Source organism: Infirmifilum sp., from assembly GCF_049970975.1.
Lineage (GTDB): Archaea > Thermoproteota > Thermoprotei > Thermofilales > Thermofilaceae > Thermofilum > Thermofilum uzonense.
The window spans coordinates 1-16,605 of sequence record NZ_JBMFLX010000031.1; the positions used below are offsets into that span (position 1 = coordinate 1).

18 protein-coding genes are annotated in these 16,605 nt (G+C 45.4%); 17 read left to right on the top strand and 1 reads right to left on the bottom strand.

Translation table 11 applies throughout. The annotated features are described in order from the left end of the window. Positions 1–416 precede the first annotated feature (416 nt). From ACP5KC_RS05930 to rtcA, 17 genes are all read left to right on the top strand, one after another. Positions 417–869 carry an uL15m family ribosomal protein gene (locus ACP5KC_RS05930; RefSeq protein WP_052884836.1) on the top strand — a complete coding sequence of 151 codons (453 nt, stop codon included), beginning with the start codon at positions 417–419 and terminating at the stop codon, positions 867–869. Then, complete coding sequence (secY, locus tag ACP5KC_RS05935) at positions 866–2,308, top strand: preprotein translocase subunit SecY (protein WP_273433969.1); 1,443 nt, start codon at positions 866–868, stop codon at positions 2,306–2,308. The genes ACP5KC_RS05930 and secY overlap by 4 nt, the downstream gene beginning before the upstream one ends. 131 nt (positions 2,309–2,439) lie before the next feature. Next, the gene (locus ACP5KC_RS05940; RefSeq protein WP_052883371.1) at positions 2,440–2,652 is read left to right on the top strand and encodes a FaeA/PapI family transcriptional regulator; all 213 of its coding nucleotides are present in this window, start codon (positions 2,440–2,442) and stop codon (positions 2,650–2,652) included. A 206-nt stretch (positions 2,653–2,858) separates the two neighbouring features. Then, on the top strand, positions 2,859–3,701 hold the full coding sequence (locus tag ACP5KC_RS05945; RefSeq protein ID WP_273433967.1) for an RNA methyltransferase: 843 nt from the start codon (positions 2,859–2,861) through the stop codon (positions 3,699–3,701). A gap of 97 nt (positions 3,702–3,798) precedes the next feature. Then, positions 3,799–4,803: a 50S ribosomal protein L3 gene (locus tag ACP5KC_RS05950; protein WP_052883373.1), complete on the top strand. Its 1,005-nt coding sequence runs from the start codon at positions 3,799–3,801 to the stop codon at positions 4,801–4,803. A gap of 5 nt (positions 4,804–4,808) precedes the next feature. Beyond that, on the top strand, positions 4,809–5,615 hold the full coding sequence (gene rpl4p / locus ACP5KC_RS05955) for a 50S ribosomal protein L4 (RefSeq protein WP_273433965.1): 807 nt from the start codon (positions 4,809–4,811) through the stop codon (positions 5,613–5,615). After that, complete coding sequence (locus tag ACP5KC_RS05960; protein ID WP_052883374.1) at positions 5,612–5,878, top strand: 50S ribosomal protein L23; 267 nt, start codon at positions 5,612–5,614, stop codon at positions 5,876–5,878. Before rpl4p ends, ACP5KC_RS05960 begins: the two co-directional genes overlap by 4 nt. A gap of 11 nt (positions 5,879–5,889) precedes the next feature. Then, positions 5,890–6,633, top strand: coding sequence for a 50S ribosomal protein L2 (locus ACP5KC_RS05965; RefSeq protein ID WP_052883375.1), 744 nt, complete (start codon positions 5,890–5,892; stop codon positions 6,631–6,633). A gap of 161 nt (positions 6,634–6,794) precedes the next feature. Then, positions 6,795–7,964, top strand: coding sequence for an NAD(P)/FAD-dependent oxidoreductase (locus ACP5KC_RS05970; RefSeq protein WP_052883376.1), 1,170 nt, complete (start codon positions 6,795–6,797; stop codon positions 7,962–7,964). Between the two features lie 184 nt (positions 7,965–8,148). Continuing rightward, complete coding sequence (locus ACP5KC_RS05975; RefSeq protein WP_052883377.1) at positions 8,149–8,574, top strand: 30S ribosomal protein S19; 426 nt, start codon at positions 8,149–8,151, stop codon at positions 8,572–8,574. Between the two features lie 10 nt (positions 8,575–8,584). Beyond that, complete coding sequence (locus ACP5KC_RS05980; RefSeq protein ID WP_424738738.1) at positions 8,585–9,091, top strand: 50S ribosomal protein L11; 507 nt, start codon at positions 8,585–8,587, stop codon at positions 9,089–9,091. Beyond that, positions 9,088–9,765, top strand: a complete 678-nt coding sequence (locus tag ACP5KC_RS05985) for a 50S ribosomal protein L1 (RefSeq protein WP_052883378.1) — start codon at positions 9,088–9,090, stop codon at positions 9,763–9,765. The genes ACP5KC_RS05980 and ACP5KC_RS05985 overlap by 4 nt, the downstream gene beginning before the upstream one ends. Beyond that, positions 9,762–10,652 (top strand): 50S ribosomal protein L10, encoded by an 891-nt coding sequence (locus tag ACP5KC_RS05990; RefSeq protein WP_273433960.1) that lies wholly within the window; start codon positions 9,762–9,764, stop codon positions 10,650–10,652. The genes ACP5KC_RS05985 and ACP5KC_RS05990 overlap by 4 nt, the downstream gene beginning before the upstream one ends. A 161-nt stretch (positions 10,653–10,813) precedes the next feature. After that, a complete protein-coding gene (gene alaS / locus ACP5KC_RS05995) occupies positions 10,814–13,525 on the top strand; it encodes an alanine--tRNA ligase (RefSeq protein ID WP_428286964.1) in 2,712 nt (903 codons plus the stop codon). A gap of 110 nt (positions 13,526–13,635) precedes the next feature. Further along, positions 13,636–14,001, top strand: coding sequence for a nascent polypeptide-associated complex protein (locus ACP5KC_RS06000; protein ID WP_273433957.1), 366 nt, complete (start codon positions 13,636–13,638; stop codon positions 13,999–14,001). A 122-nt stretch (positions 14,002–14,123) separates the two neighbouring features. Next, positions 14,124–14,720, top strand: a complete 597-nt coding sequence (gene pgsA, locus ACP5KC_RS06005; protein ID WP_273433956.1) for an archaetidylinositol phosphate synthase — start codon at positions 14,124–14,126, stop codon at positions 14,718–14,720. After that, positions 14,720–15,775, top strand: a complete 1,056-nt coding sequence (rtcA, locus tag ACP5KC_RS06010) for an RNA 3'-terminal phosphate cyclase (RefSeq protein WP_428286965.1) — start codon at positions 14,720–14,722, stop codon at positions 15,773–15,775. The genes pgsA and rtcA overlap by 1 nt, the downstream gene beginning before the upstream one ends. A gap of 6 nt (positions 15,776–15,781) precedes the next feature. On the opposite strand, the gene ACP5KC_RS06015 is transcribed toward rtcA, so the two are convergent. Then, positions 15,782–16,573 carry an SAM hydrolase/SAM-dependent halogenase family protein gene (locus tag ACP5KC_RS06015; RefSeq protein WP_428286966.1) on the bottom strand — a complete coding sequence of 264 codons (792 nt, stop codon included), beginning with the start codon at positions 16,571–16,573 and terminating at the stop codon, positions 15,782–15,784. Between the last annotated feature and the right edge of the window lie 32 nt (positions 16,574–16,605).

Sequence of the window (16,605 nt, forward strand, 5' to 3'; positions counted from 1 at the left end):
TTAAAAAGAATTTCAAAGCCAGGGGAGTAACGGGCTATATGGGGGAAGAGATAAACAACCTTCTCCTGAAAATTTTATAAACAATTTTGTTCTCCTCTCCTTTAAAATCCCTTGCTCTCTCCAGGTGAAAATCCAAGGAGCATTCATTATTTCAATAATGAAGAGTATATACGTTTTATTCCTTACGTGGACAGACAGGTGTAACACTAAAGTGCTTTTCTTGAATATATTTTAGCGCTTATTCTTTGAAAAGGATAATTCAGGGTACTGTAGTGAACAATACAAGGCTGTTAAACTTTACACCATGGTATTGGTTCCTAGCTTTATTGCCTTATTAGTGTAAAGGCCGTCTCTTCCTACTCCTAACCCGGCAAAATTTTAAAAGCTCTTAGACTTTTGCTATGAGGTGCGTTAAATTGGTCAGACGAAAAGAGAGGAAAAGCAAGTATTTCCGTGGAAGCCGAACTCACGGATGGGGTAGGGTGGCCCAGCACCGTCGTAGTGGAAGAAAGGGTGGGCGTGGCTTCGTCGGGTATCACAAACATAAGTGGAGTTGGACTGTGAAGTATGCTCCAGACCTTTACGGGTCTTATGGCTTCAAGCGCCACCCTTCGATCGTTGTCCAATACGCTACCATTAACGTTGGCGTTTTGGATGAGCGGCTAGAAAAGTTGGTTGAAGCAGGTTTAGCCTCAAAAAGTGGAGATAAATACTTTGTTGATCTGTCAAAGCTGGGGATAAACAAGCTAACAGGCTCCGGGAGGATCAGCAAAAAAGTTGTCGTAACTGTCGCGAAGGCTACTGATAAGGCTTTACAGAAGATAAAAGAAGCCGGTGGAGATGTTTTAATTCCAGGTGACGAAAATTGAGCGTATACGACAGGCTTTCAACGATCTTCAGAATACTTCCCGAGGTTGAACGTCCGCCTAGGCGTCCCGGGCTAAGTGAAAGGCTTTTTTGGACCGCCCTGATACTCATAGCTTATTTTCTGATGGGTCAAATACCGCTATACGGGATACCTAGACAGACAGGTGGAACAATTGGCGCACTAGAGTTCCTCCGTATAGTGATGGCTTCTAAGCGTGGAACCTTGATCGAGTTAGGAATAGGCCCAATAGTGACCGCCGGCATTATATGGGAGCTTCTTGTAGGAAGTAAAATCGTTAATCTTGACCTTACGTCTGCTGAGGGTAGAAAAACCTTTGCAGGGCTACAAAAGCTTACATCTATACTGTTCGCTGCCCTTGAGGCATTCGCCTACATCTACGGTGGCGTTTACGGTGCTTTAAGCGTACAGCAGCAATACCTAGTTTTTATACAGCTTTTCATTGCAAGCATATTTGTCATCCTAATGAACGATATGCTTGAGAAGGGCTGGGGTATCGGGAGCGCAGTCAGTCTCTTCATTGCTGCAGGGGTGGCCCAGCAGATATTCTGGGAGATGTTTGCACCCATAGGTCCCCTAGCTGATGGTTTGTACTATGGCTTTATCCCCTCCCTAGCCATTGGCATATCAACATTTGTAACAACCGGTAACTCAACGCTACTCAGATACTCAATTCTAAGGCCGACTGGTTACCCTGATCTTGTTAGCTTTATTTCAATGTTATTCCTTTTACTAATCCTTGCCTACATGGAGAGTACAAAAGTTACAATTCCAGTTTCAAGCGCCAGGTTTAGTGGTATGCGGACGAGAATACCCTTAAAACTACTCTATGTGTCCGTTATGCCTGTTATCCTTGTGGGAGCTTTATATGCTAACTTCTACATGATTACACAGGCCTTATGGCCTCGAGTAAACCCTGGGAACACTAACCCGTATCTGAACGTTATTGCTAAATTTAACTATACGCCTAATGGGCCTGTTCCAATGCCGGGCAGTCTTATTTACTATATAACGCCGCCCCGATCATTGTACTCAATATTGATTGATCCCGTACACGTGGCTGTGTATGCTTTGCTCTACATAGTATTAGCTGTGCTCTTCGGTGTTGCCTGGATAATAACCTCGGGAATGGATCCTGAAAGCCAGGCGGAGCAACTGGTAAAGGCACAGCTACAAATACCGGGTTTCAGGAAAAGCGAAAAGATAATCGCTAATATGCTTAGAAGATATATATGGAGCCTCACAATACTGAGCAGTATCCTAATAGGTATTATCGCGGTTATAAGCGACTTACTAAGAGCCATGGGAGGAGGCACGGGTATACTTTTACTTGTAGGAATAACAATACAATACTACTCTATACTTGCCAGTGAGCGTGCACTTGAAATGTATCCATCTCTATCAAAGCTCCTCGGCGAGTAGCTTTCTTTTCTCTCAAGTCTTGTTCCTTGTGAAAAATTTCCAAATAGTTATTAGAAAATAAAAAAATTTATAAATTGTATGATAAAATAAAATTTTAATACTTAAACAAAAATTAAAATTGGTGAGGCTGAATGCCGCGAAAGATAACCGACAAAATAATAGAACGTAAAAAGCTTATTCATGAGTATCTTAAAAAGCATGGACCAATACCTACTGTTGAGATCGTCAAGGATTTAGGCCTCTCCCACAGCCAAGTGTTTTACATTCTTCGCCTGCTTCTCCGCGAGGGCAAGGTTCGCGAGGAGAGAAGAGGTAAAATGGCTTACTGGGTTGCTGTTGAATAATATTCCTTGAGTCGAGCACAGCGGCTCAACATGCGTAGCCTTTAAATACTCACAGTTACATTTCCATTCGGGTGCGCAACGGATGGGTGGAAGACAGAGAACCTCTCTTTTCATTGAAAGAAAGAGAGAGTTAACAAAAGAGAAGTCACAAGCAGCAAAATCAAAGGAGAAATCCAGTGGGAAGTAAAGAGATAACGGAATTTTAAATGAGTGAATGTACATTTCCGCCGCCTAAACCTTTTATTAAGCGTGTTGTTGCCCTCCCCTCTTCAAACTTTTCGAATTTATCGGAGCCTGCTCGTACCTTTCATATAGCATTCCTGGCAAGGGCTCTAGGGATATTTCGCGTGGAGGAAGTCGCGATTTTCAGACATGAAGGCCTTCCGTGTGGAAAGGTAGCTGAAGTTTTAAAGGCTCTTGAAACTCCTCAGTACCTTAGGAGGAGGTTAATACCGATTAAAAAAGAGTTAAAGTACATAGGGCTAGTCCCTCCGCTCGCAATCCCACCCCATCAGCTTAGAAGGGATGACTATGATTTAAGAGAGGGAGTAGTCATAGCAAGACATGGAAAGTCACTTCTTATTGATGCGGGTCTTGAGAAGCCTCTTTTGGTAGAGGGAAATGCCGCAGTAGGTAAACGAGTAACAATTAGAAGAGAATTAAACGGATGGTCTCTTGTTCAGCCGAGTGATTTAAACATCTACTGGAATTTTCGAATTAGTTGTTTCAAGGATCTATTGTCCGTGGTCGAGACGTATAGGAAAAAAGATTTCTTGATTGTAGCGACTTCTAGGAGGGGGGAGGGATTAACCTATGAAAAGCTTAACTCGATAAAGGGGGAATTGATAAAGAGAGGGTCGAAGGGAGTTCTTTTCCTTTTTGGGAGTTGGAGGAAAGGCCTCTTCGAGATAGCGAGTGAGCATAACCAGTCGCTTCAAGAGTTATCCGACTATATTCTGAATACGCTTCCCTGTCAGGGTACACGGAGCGTCAGAACCGAGGAAGCCGTTCTTGCCACTCTCTCGGTCTTCAACATTTTCTTGGATTAACGATTATTCCTGTATGCCTTTGATCATGCCGTAAATTTAATAAGCTCTATCATTGTTGAATCGAACCGGTGCATCCTAGAAGTAGTGGTGGCGTTGAATGGCTAAAGGTCACAAACCTCGTAGAGGGTCTAGAGCCTATTATCCCAGAAAGCGTGCTCGAAGCATCGTAGCTAGGATTCGACGGTGGCCCAAAGTAGACAAGGTTGTCCCTTTAGGCTTTGCCGGCTACAAGGTTGGAATGTTGCATATTGTGGGCATCGAGATGAATAAAAACAGTCCATTCTATGGTCAGGAAAGGATATACGCGGCTACGGTTCTTGAGGTGCCACCTTTACTAGTTGTTGGAGTCCGACTGTACTCCTCGGGTGTTTATGGTCTGAAAACCTTAAGCGAGATATGGAGTCCTCAGCTGCCGGAAGACCTTAAAAGGGTCTTCACGATACCAAAGAAGGAAAACTATTCTGAAGAGCAGAAGAAAATCCTCGAGAAAATTGAAAAAGTTAAAGAAGTTAGGCTCATAGTTGCTACACAGCCCCGGAAGAGCGGTCTAGGGAAGAAAAAGCCTGAAGTATTCGAGATCGCAATTGGTGGTTCTCCAAAAGAAGCTCTAGAGTATGCCCTTGGGAAGCTTGGTAAAGAGATCGATATAAGCGAGGTCTTCAAAGAAGGAGACTATGTCGACGTCATCTCTGTGACTAAAGGAAAGGGATTCCAGGGCGTAGTAAAGAGATATGGTGTAAAGGAGATGCCGCGATGGCACAAGCATCGTAAGGGTCACCGTAGAATAGGAAGCGTCGGACCTCAAGGCCCCTCCATAATGTTTTACACTCCCTTCGCTGGACAAACGGGATTCCATCAGAGAACAGAATACAATAAAAGAATTATAAAGATTGGAGAAGTGGCAAAGGAGAACATTAACCCTGCGGGCGGCTGGCCTCACTATGGTCTAGTCCGTACGAAATTTATACTTATAGAAGGCAGTGTACCTGGAGCCATTAAGAGGCTTGTGAAGCTCAGATACCCGATAAGGTTGCTAAAACCCTTAGAAGCCCCCAAAGTAGTTTATATTAGCACACAACAATTCTCTCAAGTTAGTGGGTGAGCTTGATGAGCAGCATCGAGACAGTTGTTAAGGAAATAACCGTTTACGACATGGATGGAAACGAACAGAAGAAGATACCCCTACCAGTGTTCTTCAAGGCCCCTATAAGAACAGACCTCATACGTAGAGCCTACCTGGCAGCATTCACAGCTAGACTACAACCAAAGGGGACAGACGTTCTGGCAGGCCTGAGGACAACGGCTGAGAGCCTGGGTGTAGGACTCGGTATTGCCCGAGTTGCAAGGATCAAAGGAGGAATGCGTGCAGCTAGAGTGCCTCAAGCCGTTAAAGGTAGGCGCGCTCATCCTCCTAAAGTTGAGAAGATACTGGTTGAGAGAATAAACAAGAAGGAGAGATTACTTGCCCTTGCCTCCGCTATCAGCGCTACGGCTATTCTCGATCTTGTAAAACGTAGAGGCCACAAGGTTCCTGAGAAGCCGTTGCCTCTCGTTACCTTGGATGATATCGAGAAGGTGAACACAGCTTCAAAGCTTCGCGAGATACTTAAGAAGCTAGGAGTATGGCCTGACGTGGAGCGGGCTGCAGAAGGGATTAGGGTCAGGGCAGGCAGGGGAAAGACTAGAGGTAGGAAGTATAAAAAGCCTAAGAGTGTTCTAATAGTAGTCAATGATCACAGGGAAATTTCCAAGGCTGCTAGAAACATCCCAGGAGTCGAAGTTGTCAATGCGATGCAACTTTCAGTGCTTCATCTAGCCCCGGGAGGAGTTCCTGGTCGGCTCACAATATATACGGAAGGTGCACTTAAAACACTAGAGACTAGACTTTCTAAGCTAAAGGTGATGCGTGAATGAGCGGAAAAAATAGTAGTGTCATCATAAGGCCCCATCTAACAGAAAAGACGTTAAGGCTTATCGAGGAGGCAAATACATTGACATTCATAGTTGATCGTCGGGCAACGAAGAAACAAATCAAGGAAGAAGTGGAGAAAACGTTCAACGTGAAAGTGGAAAAGGTTAATACTCTTAACACAATGGACGGCAACAAAAAAGCTTATGTAAGACTATCTAAGGAGTATTCCGCTTCAGATGTGGCTACCAGGATGGGTCTAGTATAAGGGTGAGCTAGATGGGAAAAAGATTACTGGTTCAGAGAAGAGGTCGTGGAGGATCAGTATTTAGGAACCCAAAGTGGAAGAAGATAGGCCCGGCACGCTACATAGAATATAACGCCGAGGAATTCAAAAACAAGGTACTTGAAGGGTATGTCAAGGAGCTTGTACATGAACCTGGCCGCGGTACCCCCCTCGCTATCGTGCGATTTGAAGATGGCCGGGAAATGATAATGATACCGCCTGAAGGTCTCGCAGTCGGCCAGAAAATCTACTACGGCGCTAAGGCGCCTATTGCTCTTGGAAGCATCATTGAACTAGGTAGTGCTCCTGAGGGAACAATTGTATCCAACATCGAATTACGGCCCGGAGACGGTGGCAAGCTTGCAAGGAGTAGTGGAGCCTACGCTATAATACTGGCACACTCGAGGAACAAGACTCTCATACAGCTTCCCTCAAAAAAGGTAAAGGAAATAGATGGCAATGCTCGGGCGACTGTCGGAATAGTAGCGGCAGGAGGTAGAACTGAGAAACCTTTTCTCAAGGCTGGGAAAAAGTATTACTGGTCAAGAGCCAAGTCATTCAAGTATCCAACGGTTCGTGGCAAAGCAATGTCGCCATATGCACATCCAGCCGGTGGAGGACAACACCCCAAAGGGCTTACTCCAGCTCCCCGTAACGCACCCCCCGGGAGGAAAGTTGGACACATAGCGGCTAGGAGAACAGGAAGAAAGAAAGGCGCGTCTAAGACTCAAAGGTAGTACTAGTTTACTCTAAAGAATTCTCTCCTCAAATATTGAACTTTAACATCATCATATAGTGATAAACTTCTTGTTTGTTCCTATTCCGCTGGTACTCCTACATAAATAACAACAAGGTTTACTTACAAAATTATAAGTTATCAAAGTTATTATATATTCTGATGGCTAAGAAAATTGTTGTAGCAGGAGGAGGCTTCGGAGGTTTTTACGCACTCAAAACTCTGAGTGGAGCCGAGCTAGGATCACAACATGAGATAGTACTACTCGACAGTAGCGATAAATTCGTTTACCTGCCTTCGCTCCCATACTTACTTTCTGGAAAGAAGACTGTGGAAGACATAACAGAGCCCTTCGACAAAATATCTAAGAGACTAGGGATAGAATTCAGGAAGGGTGAAGTCACAGGAATTTCCTTTAAAGATAAACAGATTTTCCTAAGGGATAATGATGTTATAGAATACGACTATCTCATCATTGCTATAGGGGCCCAAATAGAGTATTTCGGGATTCCGGGTGCCGAGAACACGATACCTTCATGGAGGCTTGAACATTATCTTGAGATGCAAAAAATAATAGCATCAAAAAACGACATCAAAATAGGCATCGTTGGAGGTGGACTAACAGGGGTTGAGATCGCCGGTGAGCTAGCTGAGAGACTAGGCGGTGAAAAAATCACCATTATAGAAAAGATGCCGTATCTTCTACCGACACTCAACCACCAAAAAGCCTCTTTAGCGGTAGAGAATTTCCTCAAATCTATCGGAGTTAACATTGTCAAAGGGGATGGCGTCAAGAAGGTGGAAGGAAGCACTGTTACGCTTGAAAGCGGGCAAAGTCTAGAATTTGACGCCGTCATATGGTCTGTAGGCATTCGAGCTCCGAGGTTAAAGTTCGATTTGCCCGTTGAGACTTCGGGTAGAGGTTGGATAGCTGTGAATCCAAATCTAACCGTGAAGGGGGTAGACAACGTGTATGCAGTGGGAGACATTACGTATTTCGCATGGAACTCTGACTGCGCAATGAAAATGGCTGAGGAAGCAATACTCCAAGGCAAGACAGCAGCGAAAAATATTATGAGACAGCTTCAGGGGCTCGAGCCCTCTTATGTACACAGGCCTATTTTCTTAAACTCGAGACCTAAATCACTCTGCTCCGTAGGGTTCAACAAGGCCGTGATGGTTTGGGAAAGCAAGATCCTATTCGGTAGGACAGCATATATAAGTAAAATGCTCATAGAAAATATTGTTATGCGTGACATTAAAGGTAAAGTTGGAGGAGGGATAGCCACAAGTCTCGAGAGTACTATTCTGAAGACGATAAGCAGAGTATAGTTTAATATCCTTTCAGATTCTTTACTATGATTAGGTTTTACCCCTAACTATAATTCTCGACTAACATTTTTCCAGACCATTCAGTTAAGTCCTAATGTAGAAAAGGGCCAAAAAGAATAAAAACGCTGATAGGTGAGTGAAAAAGCTTAAATCTATGGGAGAGTATGGAAGCCAGGTGTACTAGATGGAGTCAGCGAGTAAGTTCACCTACAGGGGGTATACTCTAGAGGAACTTGAAAAAATGCCTCTAGAGAAGTTCATCGAACTACTGCCCTCTCGCCAGCGTAGATCCTTGTATAGAGTTCTAAAGAGAGGGACTAGTGAAGAGCACTTAAAGCTATTGGAGAAGATCCGCCGCGCCAAGAGGCTTGTTGTCCAGGGAAAGAAACAACCCGTCATACGTACCCATCTTAGAGACTTCATAATCCTCCCTGAGATGATAGGCTTAACTATCCACGTGCATAACGGCAAAGAATTCGTTCCAGTCGAAATAACACCGGACCGAATAGGACATTACCTTGGGGAATTCGTCCCAACAACCAAGAAGGTTGAACATGGAGAGCCTGGCTTAAAGGCTACGAGATCCTCCATGTTTGTAGCTCTCAAGTAGGTGGGGTGTCTTGTCTCAAAACATTAAGACTCTTAGTTTTCTTGTTGAAGGAGGTAAAGCAACGGCAGGCCCCCCGATAGGTCCAGCCCTCGGACCATTAGGTTTAAACGTGATGCAAGTTGTCAAGAAAATAAACGAGCTTACCCAAGAGTATGCCGGAATGCGCGTTCCGGTTAAGGTGATAGTTAATACTGAGAACAAGACCTTCGAAGTAGAGGTTGGGACGCCTACCACTGCCGCACTCATAGTGAAGGAACTAAAATTGGAGAAGGGGGCTCACCAAAGTACCAAAGAATGGGTGGGGAACCTTACTGTTGAACAGGTGATTAAGATTGCTAAAATCAAGATAAAGGAGATGGGGGCAAAGAGTCTGAAGGCGGCCGTGAAAACTGTGGCTGGGACCTGTCAGAGCATGGGTATAACAATTGATGGTAAACAACCCAAACAGTTTATTGAAGATGTTAATAGAGGGGTTTACGACGAGATTATCAGAAAATATGAGGGTGAAGCTGCATGAGCCAAGTAGCCACAAGTGCCTTTGGGAACATTACGGAAGCCATTGAAAAAGCTCTTAAGGCTTCTAACAAGAAACGCCGCTTTGTTCAAAGTGTAGAAATGATAATAACCTTAAAGGATGTTGACTTGAAAAAGCCCGAAAACAGGATAAACACTGTGGTGGCTCTACCGAACCCTCCACCCAAAAAACTTTCAAAGATAGTTGTCATAGCCTCGGGAGACACTCTTCTCAAGGCCAGGGAGGCGGGCGTAGACCTGGTAATTGATAGGGACGAGCTACAGAAGATGGCTAACGAGAAGAAAACACTAAAGAAACTTGCTAAGAGATATGATTTCTTCCTAGCCCAGACAGATCTAATGGTACAAGTAGGACGTGTTCTTGGAAAGTATTTGGGTCCAAGGGGTAAGATGCCTCAGCCCCTACCGCCCAATGCCCCTATAGCTCCCATAGTGGAAAGGTTGAGAAGATCGATAAGGATACGTATTAGGGAAGACCCCGTTGTTATGTGCAGGATAGGCACAGAAGATCAGCCTGTTGAGCAGCTTGCTGCAAATGCTAAGGCAGTTCTAGACGAGATTCTCAAGAAGTTCACTATCAATAATATTAAGAACATATACATTAAGCTAACAATGGGTAGTCCTGTCAAGGTTGAAAAGGCAGGTGTTGAGAAGTGAGCAGTCTAGCTGTTGTTTCCACTGGGAGAATGAATCCGGCGCGAATGCGTAAAGCCAAAGCTGTTGAAGAGCTGGTAGAATACCTGAAAAGGTATAAATACTTCATGGTTGCCGGGATTACCGGACTCCCCTCTTCCGTCGTAAAGGGTAGTCGAGATCTGCTAAGGCAAAAAGACTCTGTACTAAAAGTAGTGAAGAACACCCTCTTCCTGATTGCTTTAAGACAGGCTGGAAGATATTCCGATGAATTTAAACAGGCTTTAAGAGGACAAAACGCTGTAGTGTTCACCAACTCTAATCCTTTCGAAGTGCTAATCTTCCTGGACAAGCAGAAGATCATGAGGCCAGCACGCCCGGGTGACGTGGCAACAAGTGAAATAGTTGTTCCTGCTGGTAATACAGGAATACCTCCGGGTCCCGCTATAAGTCTGTTTAACAAACTTAACATCCCCATGCGAGTTCAGGAGGGAAGTATATGGATCGCCAAGGATACAGTAGTGGCAAAGCCCGGAGATACAATATCCCCCGAGCTAGCAGACCTTTTAAACAAGCTTGGAATGAAGCCCATTGAGAGCAAGCTAAACGTTAAGCTAATCTTCATTGACGGACGAATGGTGAAGCCTGAAGACGTTGAGCTGAGCCCGCAATTATACATTGATAGAATCAAGAGTGCGCACTCCCAGGCCTTCAACTTGTCTGTTAACGCGGCCCTACCGCTCCCAGAAGTGATGAGTATACTTGTAGCTAAGGCTTACAGGGAGGCTTTGTCGGTAGCGGTAGAGGCAGGTATTCCAGACAAAGAAGTCCTACCCTACGCTATATCCAAGGCGGTTGCTGAGGCACAAGCACTTTATAACTTACTAAAATCTAAGAACCCAAACATCTAAAACTTACAGTATAAGCATGGTCCATTTTTTGATTATTACCGAGCAGCCTAGTTTATTTCACCATTAAAGCATCGCTGTTAAAGCCCTCTGATGCTCAAACTCACCTGTTTTTGAACAGCGAAGACTAAATATTATCCCAAGCCTGCTTATTATGAGGCGTCATGGAGGACTTTGAGAATCTTCCATTCTTCCTCGAGAATGGATGGATTAAAAAGAAGTGTCCCTACTGCGGCAGAGTTTTCTGGACCTTAAACCCAAATCGAGAAACATGCGGGGATCAACCTTGTGAACCCTACTCTTTCATAGGCGAGAAGGTAGGAAAACATGTGGAAAGCATCACCGAGGTACGAAGCAGTTTTATAAGATTTTTCGAAGAAAGGGGTCACACGCCGGTCAAAAGATATCCTGTGGTAGCTAGGTGGCGCGAGGACGTCTACCTTGTAGGAGCCTCGATCTATGATTTTCAGCCATGGGTCACCGAGGGGTTAGTCTCTCCCCCAGCTAACCCACTCGTAATCTCTCAGCCGAGTATCAGGCTGACAGACGTGGATAACGTAGGAAAGACTAGCAGACACCTAACCGGCTTCGAAATGATGGCGCATCACGCGTTCAACTTTCCCGGGAAAAGTGTTTATTGGGCTAACGAGACCGTCGAATATGCCTTTAATCTTTTCACCAGGGTATACGGTATAAGGCCAGATGAGATAACATTTGTATATGATATGTGGAGTGGGGGAGGGAACGCTGGAGAAGACTACGAGGTTCTTGTTCGAGGCTTGGAGGTGGCAACCCTAGTATTTATGCATTACAAGACACGAGAAAACGGAGAGCTCGTCCCGATACAGAATAGAATTGTAGACACGGGCTATGGTTTGGAAAGAATATATTGGCTCTTGACAGGCAAATACAACGTTTATGAGGCTGTTTTCCCTGAAATAATAGAATACCTTAGAAACCAGTCAGGGGTAGGCCACCCTGACCCCCATATCATGGCTCAAATCGCCAGATTAAGCGGCAGGCTCGACTACAAAAAACCAATAGAGGCCTATGAGACCCTCACAGCAATTTCAAAATCACTAGGCATGAGCTTAGAAGAGCTCAGAAAACACGTCGAGCCACACGAATCCATCTATGCTATAGCAGACCACACCCGTTCGCTTCTATGGATGATTGGTGACGGTATAGTACCAAGCAACACTGGTGCAGGCTACCTTGCAAGACTCCTGATCCGCCGCAGCCTCAGATATATGTGGAGGCTTGGGCTTCAAGTGAGGCTCGCCGAGGTCATCTCGAAACAGATAGAGAAGTGGAAGTCGGATTTCCCAGAATACTTCGAGATACAAGACGAGATACTAGACATTATAGACGAGGAGGAAAACAGATTCCGAGAAACCCTCCAGAGAGGTGATAAGATAATATCTGAAGTGATAAGTAATGTTTTAAGCAGTGGAGCAAGCGAGATTCCCAGCGATACGCTTGTAACATTGTACGAATCCCATGGAATACCGCCAGAAGTTCTAGAGGAAAAAGCTGCTAAATATAACCTCAAAGTAAACACTGTTGGATTTTATTCTCGCTTAGCAGAACTCAGAAGCAGATCGCAACAAGGCCAGAAAGAAGCCCTAAGTATAGCGATAGATCCAAGCCAAGTCAAGGACTTCCCGCCAACTCGAAAATTATATTACGAGGACGAAAAACTAGCGAATTTCACAGCAACGGTTCTGGGCGTCCTAGACGGGAAATACGTTATACTCGACAAAACAGCGTTTTATCCAGAGGGGGGTGGACAGCTAACAGACGTAGGTAGATTGGAATTCAACGGCCAGACTTGTGAGGTTGAAAGAGTTATAAAGGTGGGCGACGTGATTCTCCACCAATGCCGCGGGAAAATACCCGAGAAAGGATTGACCGTCAACGGATACATCGATATCAAAAGACGACTCAACCTTATGAGGCATCACACAGCCACTCACGTCGTCCTGGGAGCCCTTAGGCGAGTTCTTGGAAGACACGTATGGCAGGCGGGGGCTCTTAAAACGGAGGAATATGTACGGTTTGATTTCACGCACCACAAGTCCATTACTCCGGAACAGGCGCGTATGATTGAATACTTAGCGAACAGTGTAGTGTGGTCAAACAGGCCCGTCCGCAAATATCTACTAGAGAGAACCCAGGCTGAGCAGAAGTATGGCTTTACACTCTATCAGGGTGGCGCTGTCCCCGAGAAAATCCTTAGAATAGTGGAGATAGAGGGTTGGGACGCCGAAGCCTGCGGGGGAACCCATGTAGACAACACTGGAGAAATAGGAATAATTAAGATATTAGGCTTTGAGAAGATACAAGACGGCGTTGTAAGGGTCGTCTTTAAAGCAGGTGAACCCGCTCTAAAGCACATTCAGGAACAAGAAGCAAAAATACAATCTCTAAAGGAAATCCTGCAAGCTACAGATGAGTTGGTTGTCGAGAAGGCTCGAGAACTGGTAAGGAATGTGGAAGTCCTTGAGAAAGAGGTCAAACGCCTACGAGAACAGATCCTAACAGGTTCATACCAACAAACAATCTCACCCGTCTACAGGAAGGGTGATGTCGAGGTATATCTCGTCGAGTCATCAGATATGGATCCAAGAGAGGTTGCGACCACCCTAGGAAAGTCAAAAAGCAACGCCATAGTTTTAGCCTATAGCTCAGACGGGCGGATTGCACTGAAAGTAAACGACAAATTACTCGACAAGTACGATGCGCGTGAAATAGGTCGAAGGCTTTGTGACAAGCTAGGCGGGCGTGGTGGAGGCGTGAAAGATCTTTTCCAGGGACGAATATCGAACACCAAGGATCTCAAGGAGGCCTTGATTCACGCTTTGGAGGCTCAATGAATAGATGGCTAGATGCCAGTCGACCCACCCCCGGACTAAGCGTATTACACATATACCTGTTCTCCCTTGAGAGATAGTTTTAAAGCAATATATGGCAAAGGGTATAACATATGAAAAGGCTAAGCCCACGCGAGCAGCGAAGACTACTCGAAAGAATGGGTTTGAGCTTAAAGGATATAGAAGGAGTAGAGGAAGTTCAGATAAAACTAAGGGACAAGATCATCACGATTAAAAACCCGGTTGTACAAGTGCTTGAGGTTAAAGGAAGCGGCAAAATCTATCAGATCAGCGGGGTTGAGGAGGAAAGCCCACTAACAGCGGCACCCAGCTCCCAACAGCCCGAGGTCTCAGAGGAGGACATTGATCTTATAGTCGCTCAGACAGGAGCAACACGCGAGGAGGCTAAGAAGGCTCTAATTGAGAGCGGAGGCGACATAGCCAAGGCGATACTCTCGTTACGCTCCAGCAAGGTATAATGCCGTGGACTCACTTAACTCCAGGCGTGTCCTACCGCGGGAAATTTGGTTGGGTTTATACCGATTTAATTGGTAGAGGAAATCTGAACCAATGATAGGTTTCTTAAACTTATAATCTCTATATGAAAGGGGATGAGGAGTCAATGCTTAACAGGATTCGCGCAAAGCTACAAGTATATTTAAGGTATATAGCTGCCCCCCTCGTCTACTTACGCATTGATCCAAACCTGATAACCCTTACAGGGCTGCTCTTCGGGTTTCTATCAGTGCTAGCCTACGCTCATTATCCATTGATGATTCTGTTTTTTATTTTAATGATACTAAGCGACGCTATCGACGGCCAAGTTGCCCGTGCCATTGGGAAGGTTACAAAATTTGGGGCTTTTCTTGACTCGACAATAGACCGTGTTGAAGATGCCTTATCATACTACCTGCTCTATTTACTCCGCATCGTAGGTGTTGAGGAGTTACTTATAGCTATGATTGGAGCTTTCCTGGTGAGTTATACTCGCTCGCGAGCCGAGTCTCTTGGTGTTGAAATGATGGGCATCGGTGTTGCTGAGCGAGCCGAAAGGCTAATTCTCACATTTCTGGCGCTAATTACAGCGCCCCTTAGTTTGACTGTAGCAAGGATAATCTTCGCTGGGCTGCTGGTTCTCACATATCTAACTGTTCTCCAACGAGTACTACATGTCTACAAGATGTTAGGTGATGCATGATGATAGAGATAGATGGCTCTTTCGGCGAGGGTGGAGGTCAACTTTTAAGGTACAGTGTAGCGCTCGCGGCTCTAACGGGGGAGCCTCTCCGTATATATAACATTAGGGCAAAAAGGGATAACCCTGGACTAAGACCACAACACCTCGCAGCGGTGAAGTTCATTGCGGATCTTGTTCGCGCGGAGGTGGAGGGTCTAAGAGTGGGGTCGACCGAAATTATTTTCAAGCCAACGCTCAAGCAACTACCTAGTGGGACCTACAGTGTAGATATAGGGACAGCTGGATCAGTAACCCTCTTTCTACAGGCAACTCTTCCTGTGCTTATAGCGGCGAGCGGTAGCCTAAGTATGCAGGTAAAGGGCGGTACGAGTGTTCGCTGGAGCCCCCCTTACCACTACTTCGAGAATATCCTACTACGATTGTTTAGTAAAATAGGTGTAAAAGCATCATCAAGACTCATAAGGCACGGCTTCTACCCCGAGGGAGGAGGTATTGTAGCTGTAAAGACGGAACCGTCCTACCCTCTTAAAAGTATAAAACTCACCGGTGGTCCTAGAGCTACACCTGTAGAAGGCATATCTTACTCTGCGAATCTCCCATGCGATATCGCCAAGCGACAAGCAGTATCCGCTACTCAGCTCCTGTCTCAGAGAGGCTACCAAGTTTCGCAAATACGACTGGACTGTGAAACGCCAGCGATTGGCAAGGGAACAGGTATCGTCCTATGGTCGTTTGTTGGAGATGGGATAGTGGGAGGGGATTCCATTGGTGAAAAGGGCAAGCCTGCCGAGGTCGTTGGTAGGGAGGCAGCGGAGAATATTCTAAAAAGCCTGGAGGCCCAGGTTCCTGTGGATCCCCATGCAGCCGATAACCTTGTAATCTATTTGTCGTTAGCGGAGGGAGAATCAATGTTCTATACTTCACAGCTAACCTTGCATCTTGAAACAGCGCTTGAGCTGTGTAAGAATATACTAGGTGCTCATTATAAGATTGATAAGGAAGAAAACAAATTTAAGATAACCGTGAGGGGTATAGGTTTCACTCCAAAGAGATAGAGACTTCTACAATCGTTTTACTCTCAGAGTGTCGCCAACTCTCACTGATAGCTTATCGGATGCTCTTCCCTTATTAACAGCAAACTCAAGTTTCTCACAACTATTGATCAAAGCGAAAAGCTCGCCTTCACCTGCCTCTCCGAATGTCCTTAACACACTCAGCTCGAAGTAACGGTTTCCAACCCAAACCCCAACCATCGAGCCGGCCTCTATACCAGCGTCCTCAAGGAGTCCCTTATCTATGCTCGTAGCAACGTTTCCAAACCTGTCAATATGGGCGACATACCCGGTAAGTATATCACCTTCTAATCTAGTTGGAGGTTTATTGAGACGCACATAGTCAGTTACTCGCTCACCAACATCTTCTACTCTACCCCCGCAGGAGATATGCGCTGCGACAGGTGCGAAAACATCCCGTCCGTGAAACGTCGTAGAGCTTTTATGTTTATGGGGGACACTACGGATACTCCACAATTCTAGGTTTGAACTCTTTTCCAAAACCCCTGAAAAGACGCCATTATCTGGCCCAATAAACCAATAATCCCTGGTCTTAGCTATCAGGGCTCTGCGAGACGTACCCACTCCAGGATCAACAACGACGAGGAAAATTGTGCCAGGAGGAAAATCATCATAGCAGCATGACAATAAGTAATCCGCTTCGAGAAGCGACCACGGCGCTACCGCGTGAGTAATATCAACTACTTCACTTGAGGGGCAGACCCTCTTAATCACAGCTTTAACAGCCCCAACATAGTAATCCTCTAAGCCGAAATCCGACATGAAGGCGATAATACCCATCACGTTCACCCTTAACGAAGGTTAGTAATCCC

What these genes read in the sequence shown, in the direction of transcription:
- ACP5KC_RS05940 (WP_052883371.1), top strand. Translation starts at nt 2,440, where the DNA reads ATGCCGCGAAAGATAACCGACAAAATAATAGAACGTAAAAAGCTTATT.
- ACP5KC_RS05975 (WP_052883377.1), top strand. Translation starts at nt 8,149, where the DNA reads ATGGAGTCAGCGAGTAAGTTCACCTACAGGGGGTATACTCTAGAGGAA.
- rtcA (WP_428286965.1), top strand. Translation starts at nt 14,720, where the DNA reads ATGATAGAGATAGATGGCTCTTTCGGCGAGGGTGGAGGTCAACTTTTA.
- ACP5KC_RS05945 (WP_273433967.1), top strand. Translation starts at nt 2,859, where the DNA reads ATGAGTGAATGTACATTTCCGCCGCCTAAACCTTTTATTAAGCGTGTT.
- alaS (WP_428286964.1), top strand. Translation starts at nt 10,814, where the DNA reads ATGGAGGACTTTGAGAATCTTCCATTCTTCCTCGAGAATGGATGGATT.
- pgsA (WP_273433956.1), top strand. Translation starts at nt 14,124, where the DNA reads ATGAAAGGGGATGAGGAGTCAATGCTTAACAGGATTCGCGCAAAGCTA.
- rpl4p (WP_273433965.1), top strand. Translation starts at nt 4,809, where the DNA reads ATGAGCAGCATCGAGACAGTTGTTAAGGAAATAACCGTTTACGACATG.
- ACP5KC_RS05970 (WP_052883376.1), top strand. Translation starts at nt 6,795, where the DNA reads ATGGCTAAGAAAATTGTTGTAGCAGGAGGAGGCTTCGGAGGTTTTTAC.
- ACP5KC_RS05950 (WP_052883373.1), top strand. Translation starts at nt 3,799, where the DNA reads ATGGCTAAAGGTCACAAACCTCGTAGAGGGTCTAGAGCCTATTATCCC.
- ACP5KC_RS05960 (WP_052883374.1), top strand. Translation starts at nt 5,612, where the DNA reads ATGAGCGGAAAAAATAGTAGTGTCATCATAAGGCCCCATCTAACAGAA.
- ACP5KC_RS06000 (WP_273433957.1), top strand. Translation starts at nt 13,636, where the DNA reads ATGAAAAGGCTAAGCCCACGCGAGCAGCGAAGACTACTCGAAAGAATG.
- ACP5KC_RS05965 (WP_052883375.1), top strand. Translation starts at nt 5,890, where the DNA reads ATGGGAAAAAGATTACTGGTTCAGAGAAGAGGTCGTGGAGGATCAGTA.
- ACP5KC_RS05985 (WP_052883378.1), top strand. Translation starts at nt 9,088, where the DNA reads ATGAGCCAAGTAGCCACAAGTGCCTTTGGGAACATTACGGAAGCCATT.
- ACP5KC_RS06015 (WP_428286966.1), bottom strand. Translation starts at nt 16,573, where the DNA reads ATGGGTATTATCGCCTTCATGTCGGATTTCGGCTTAGAGGATTACTAT.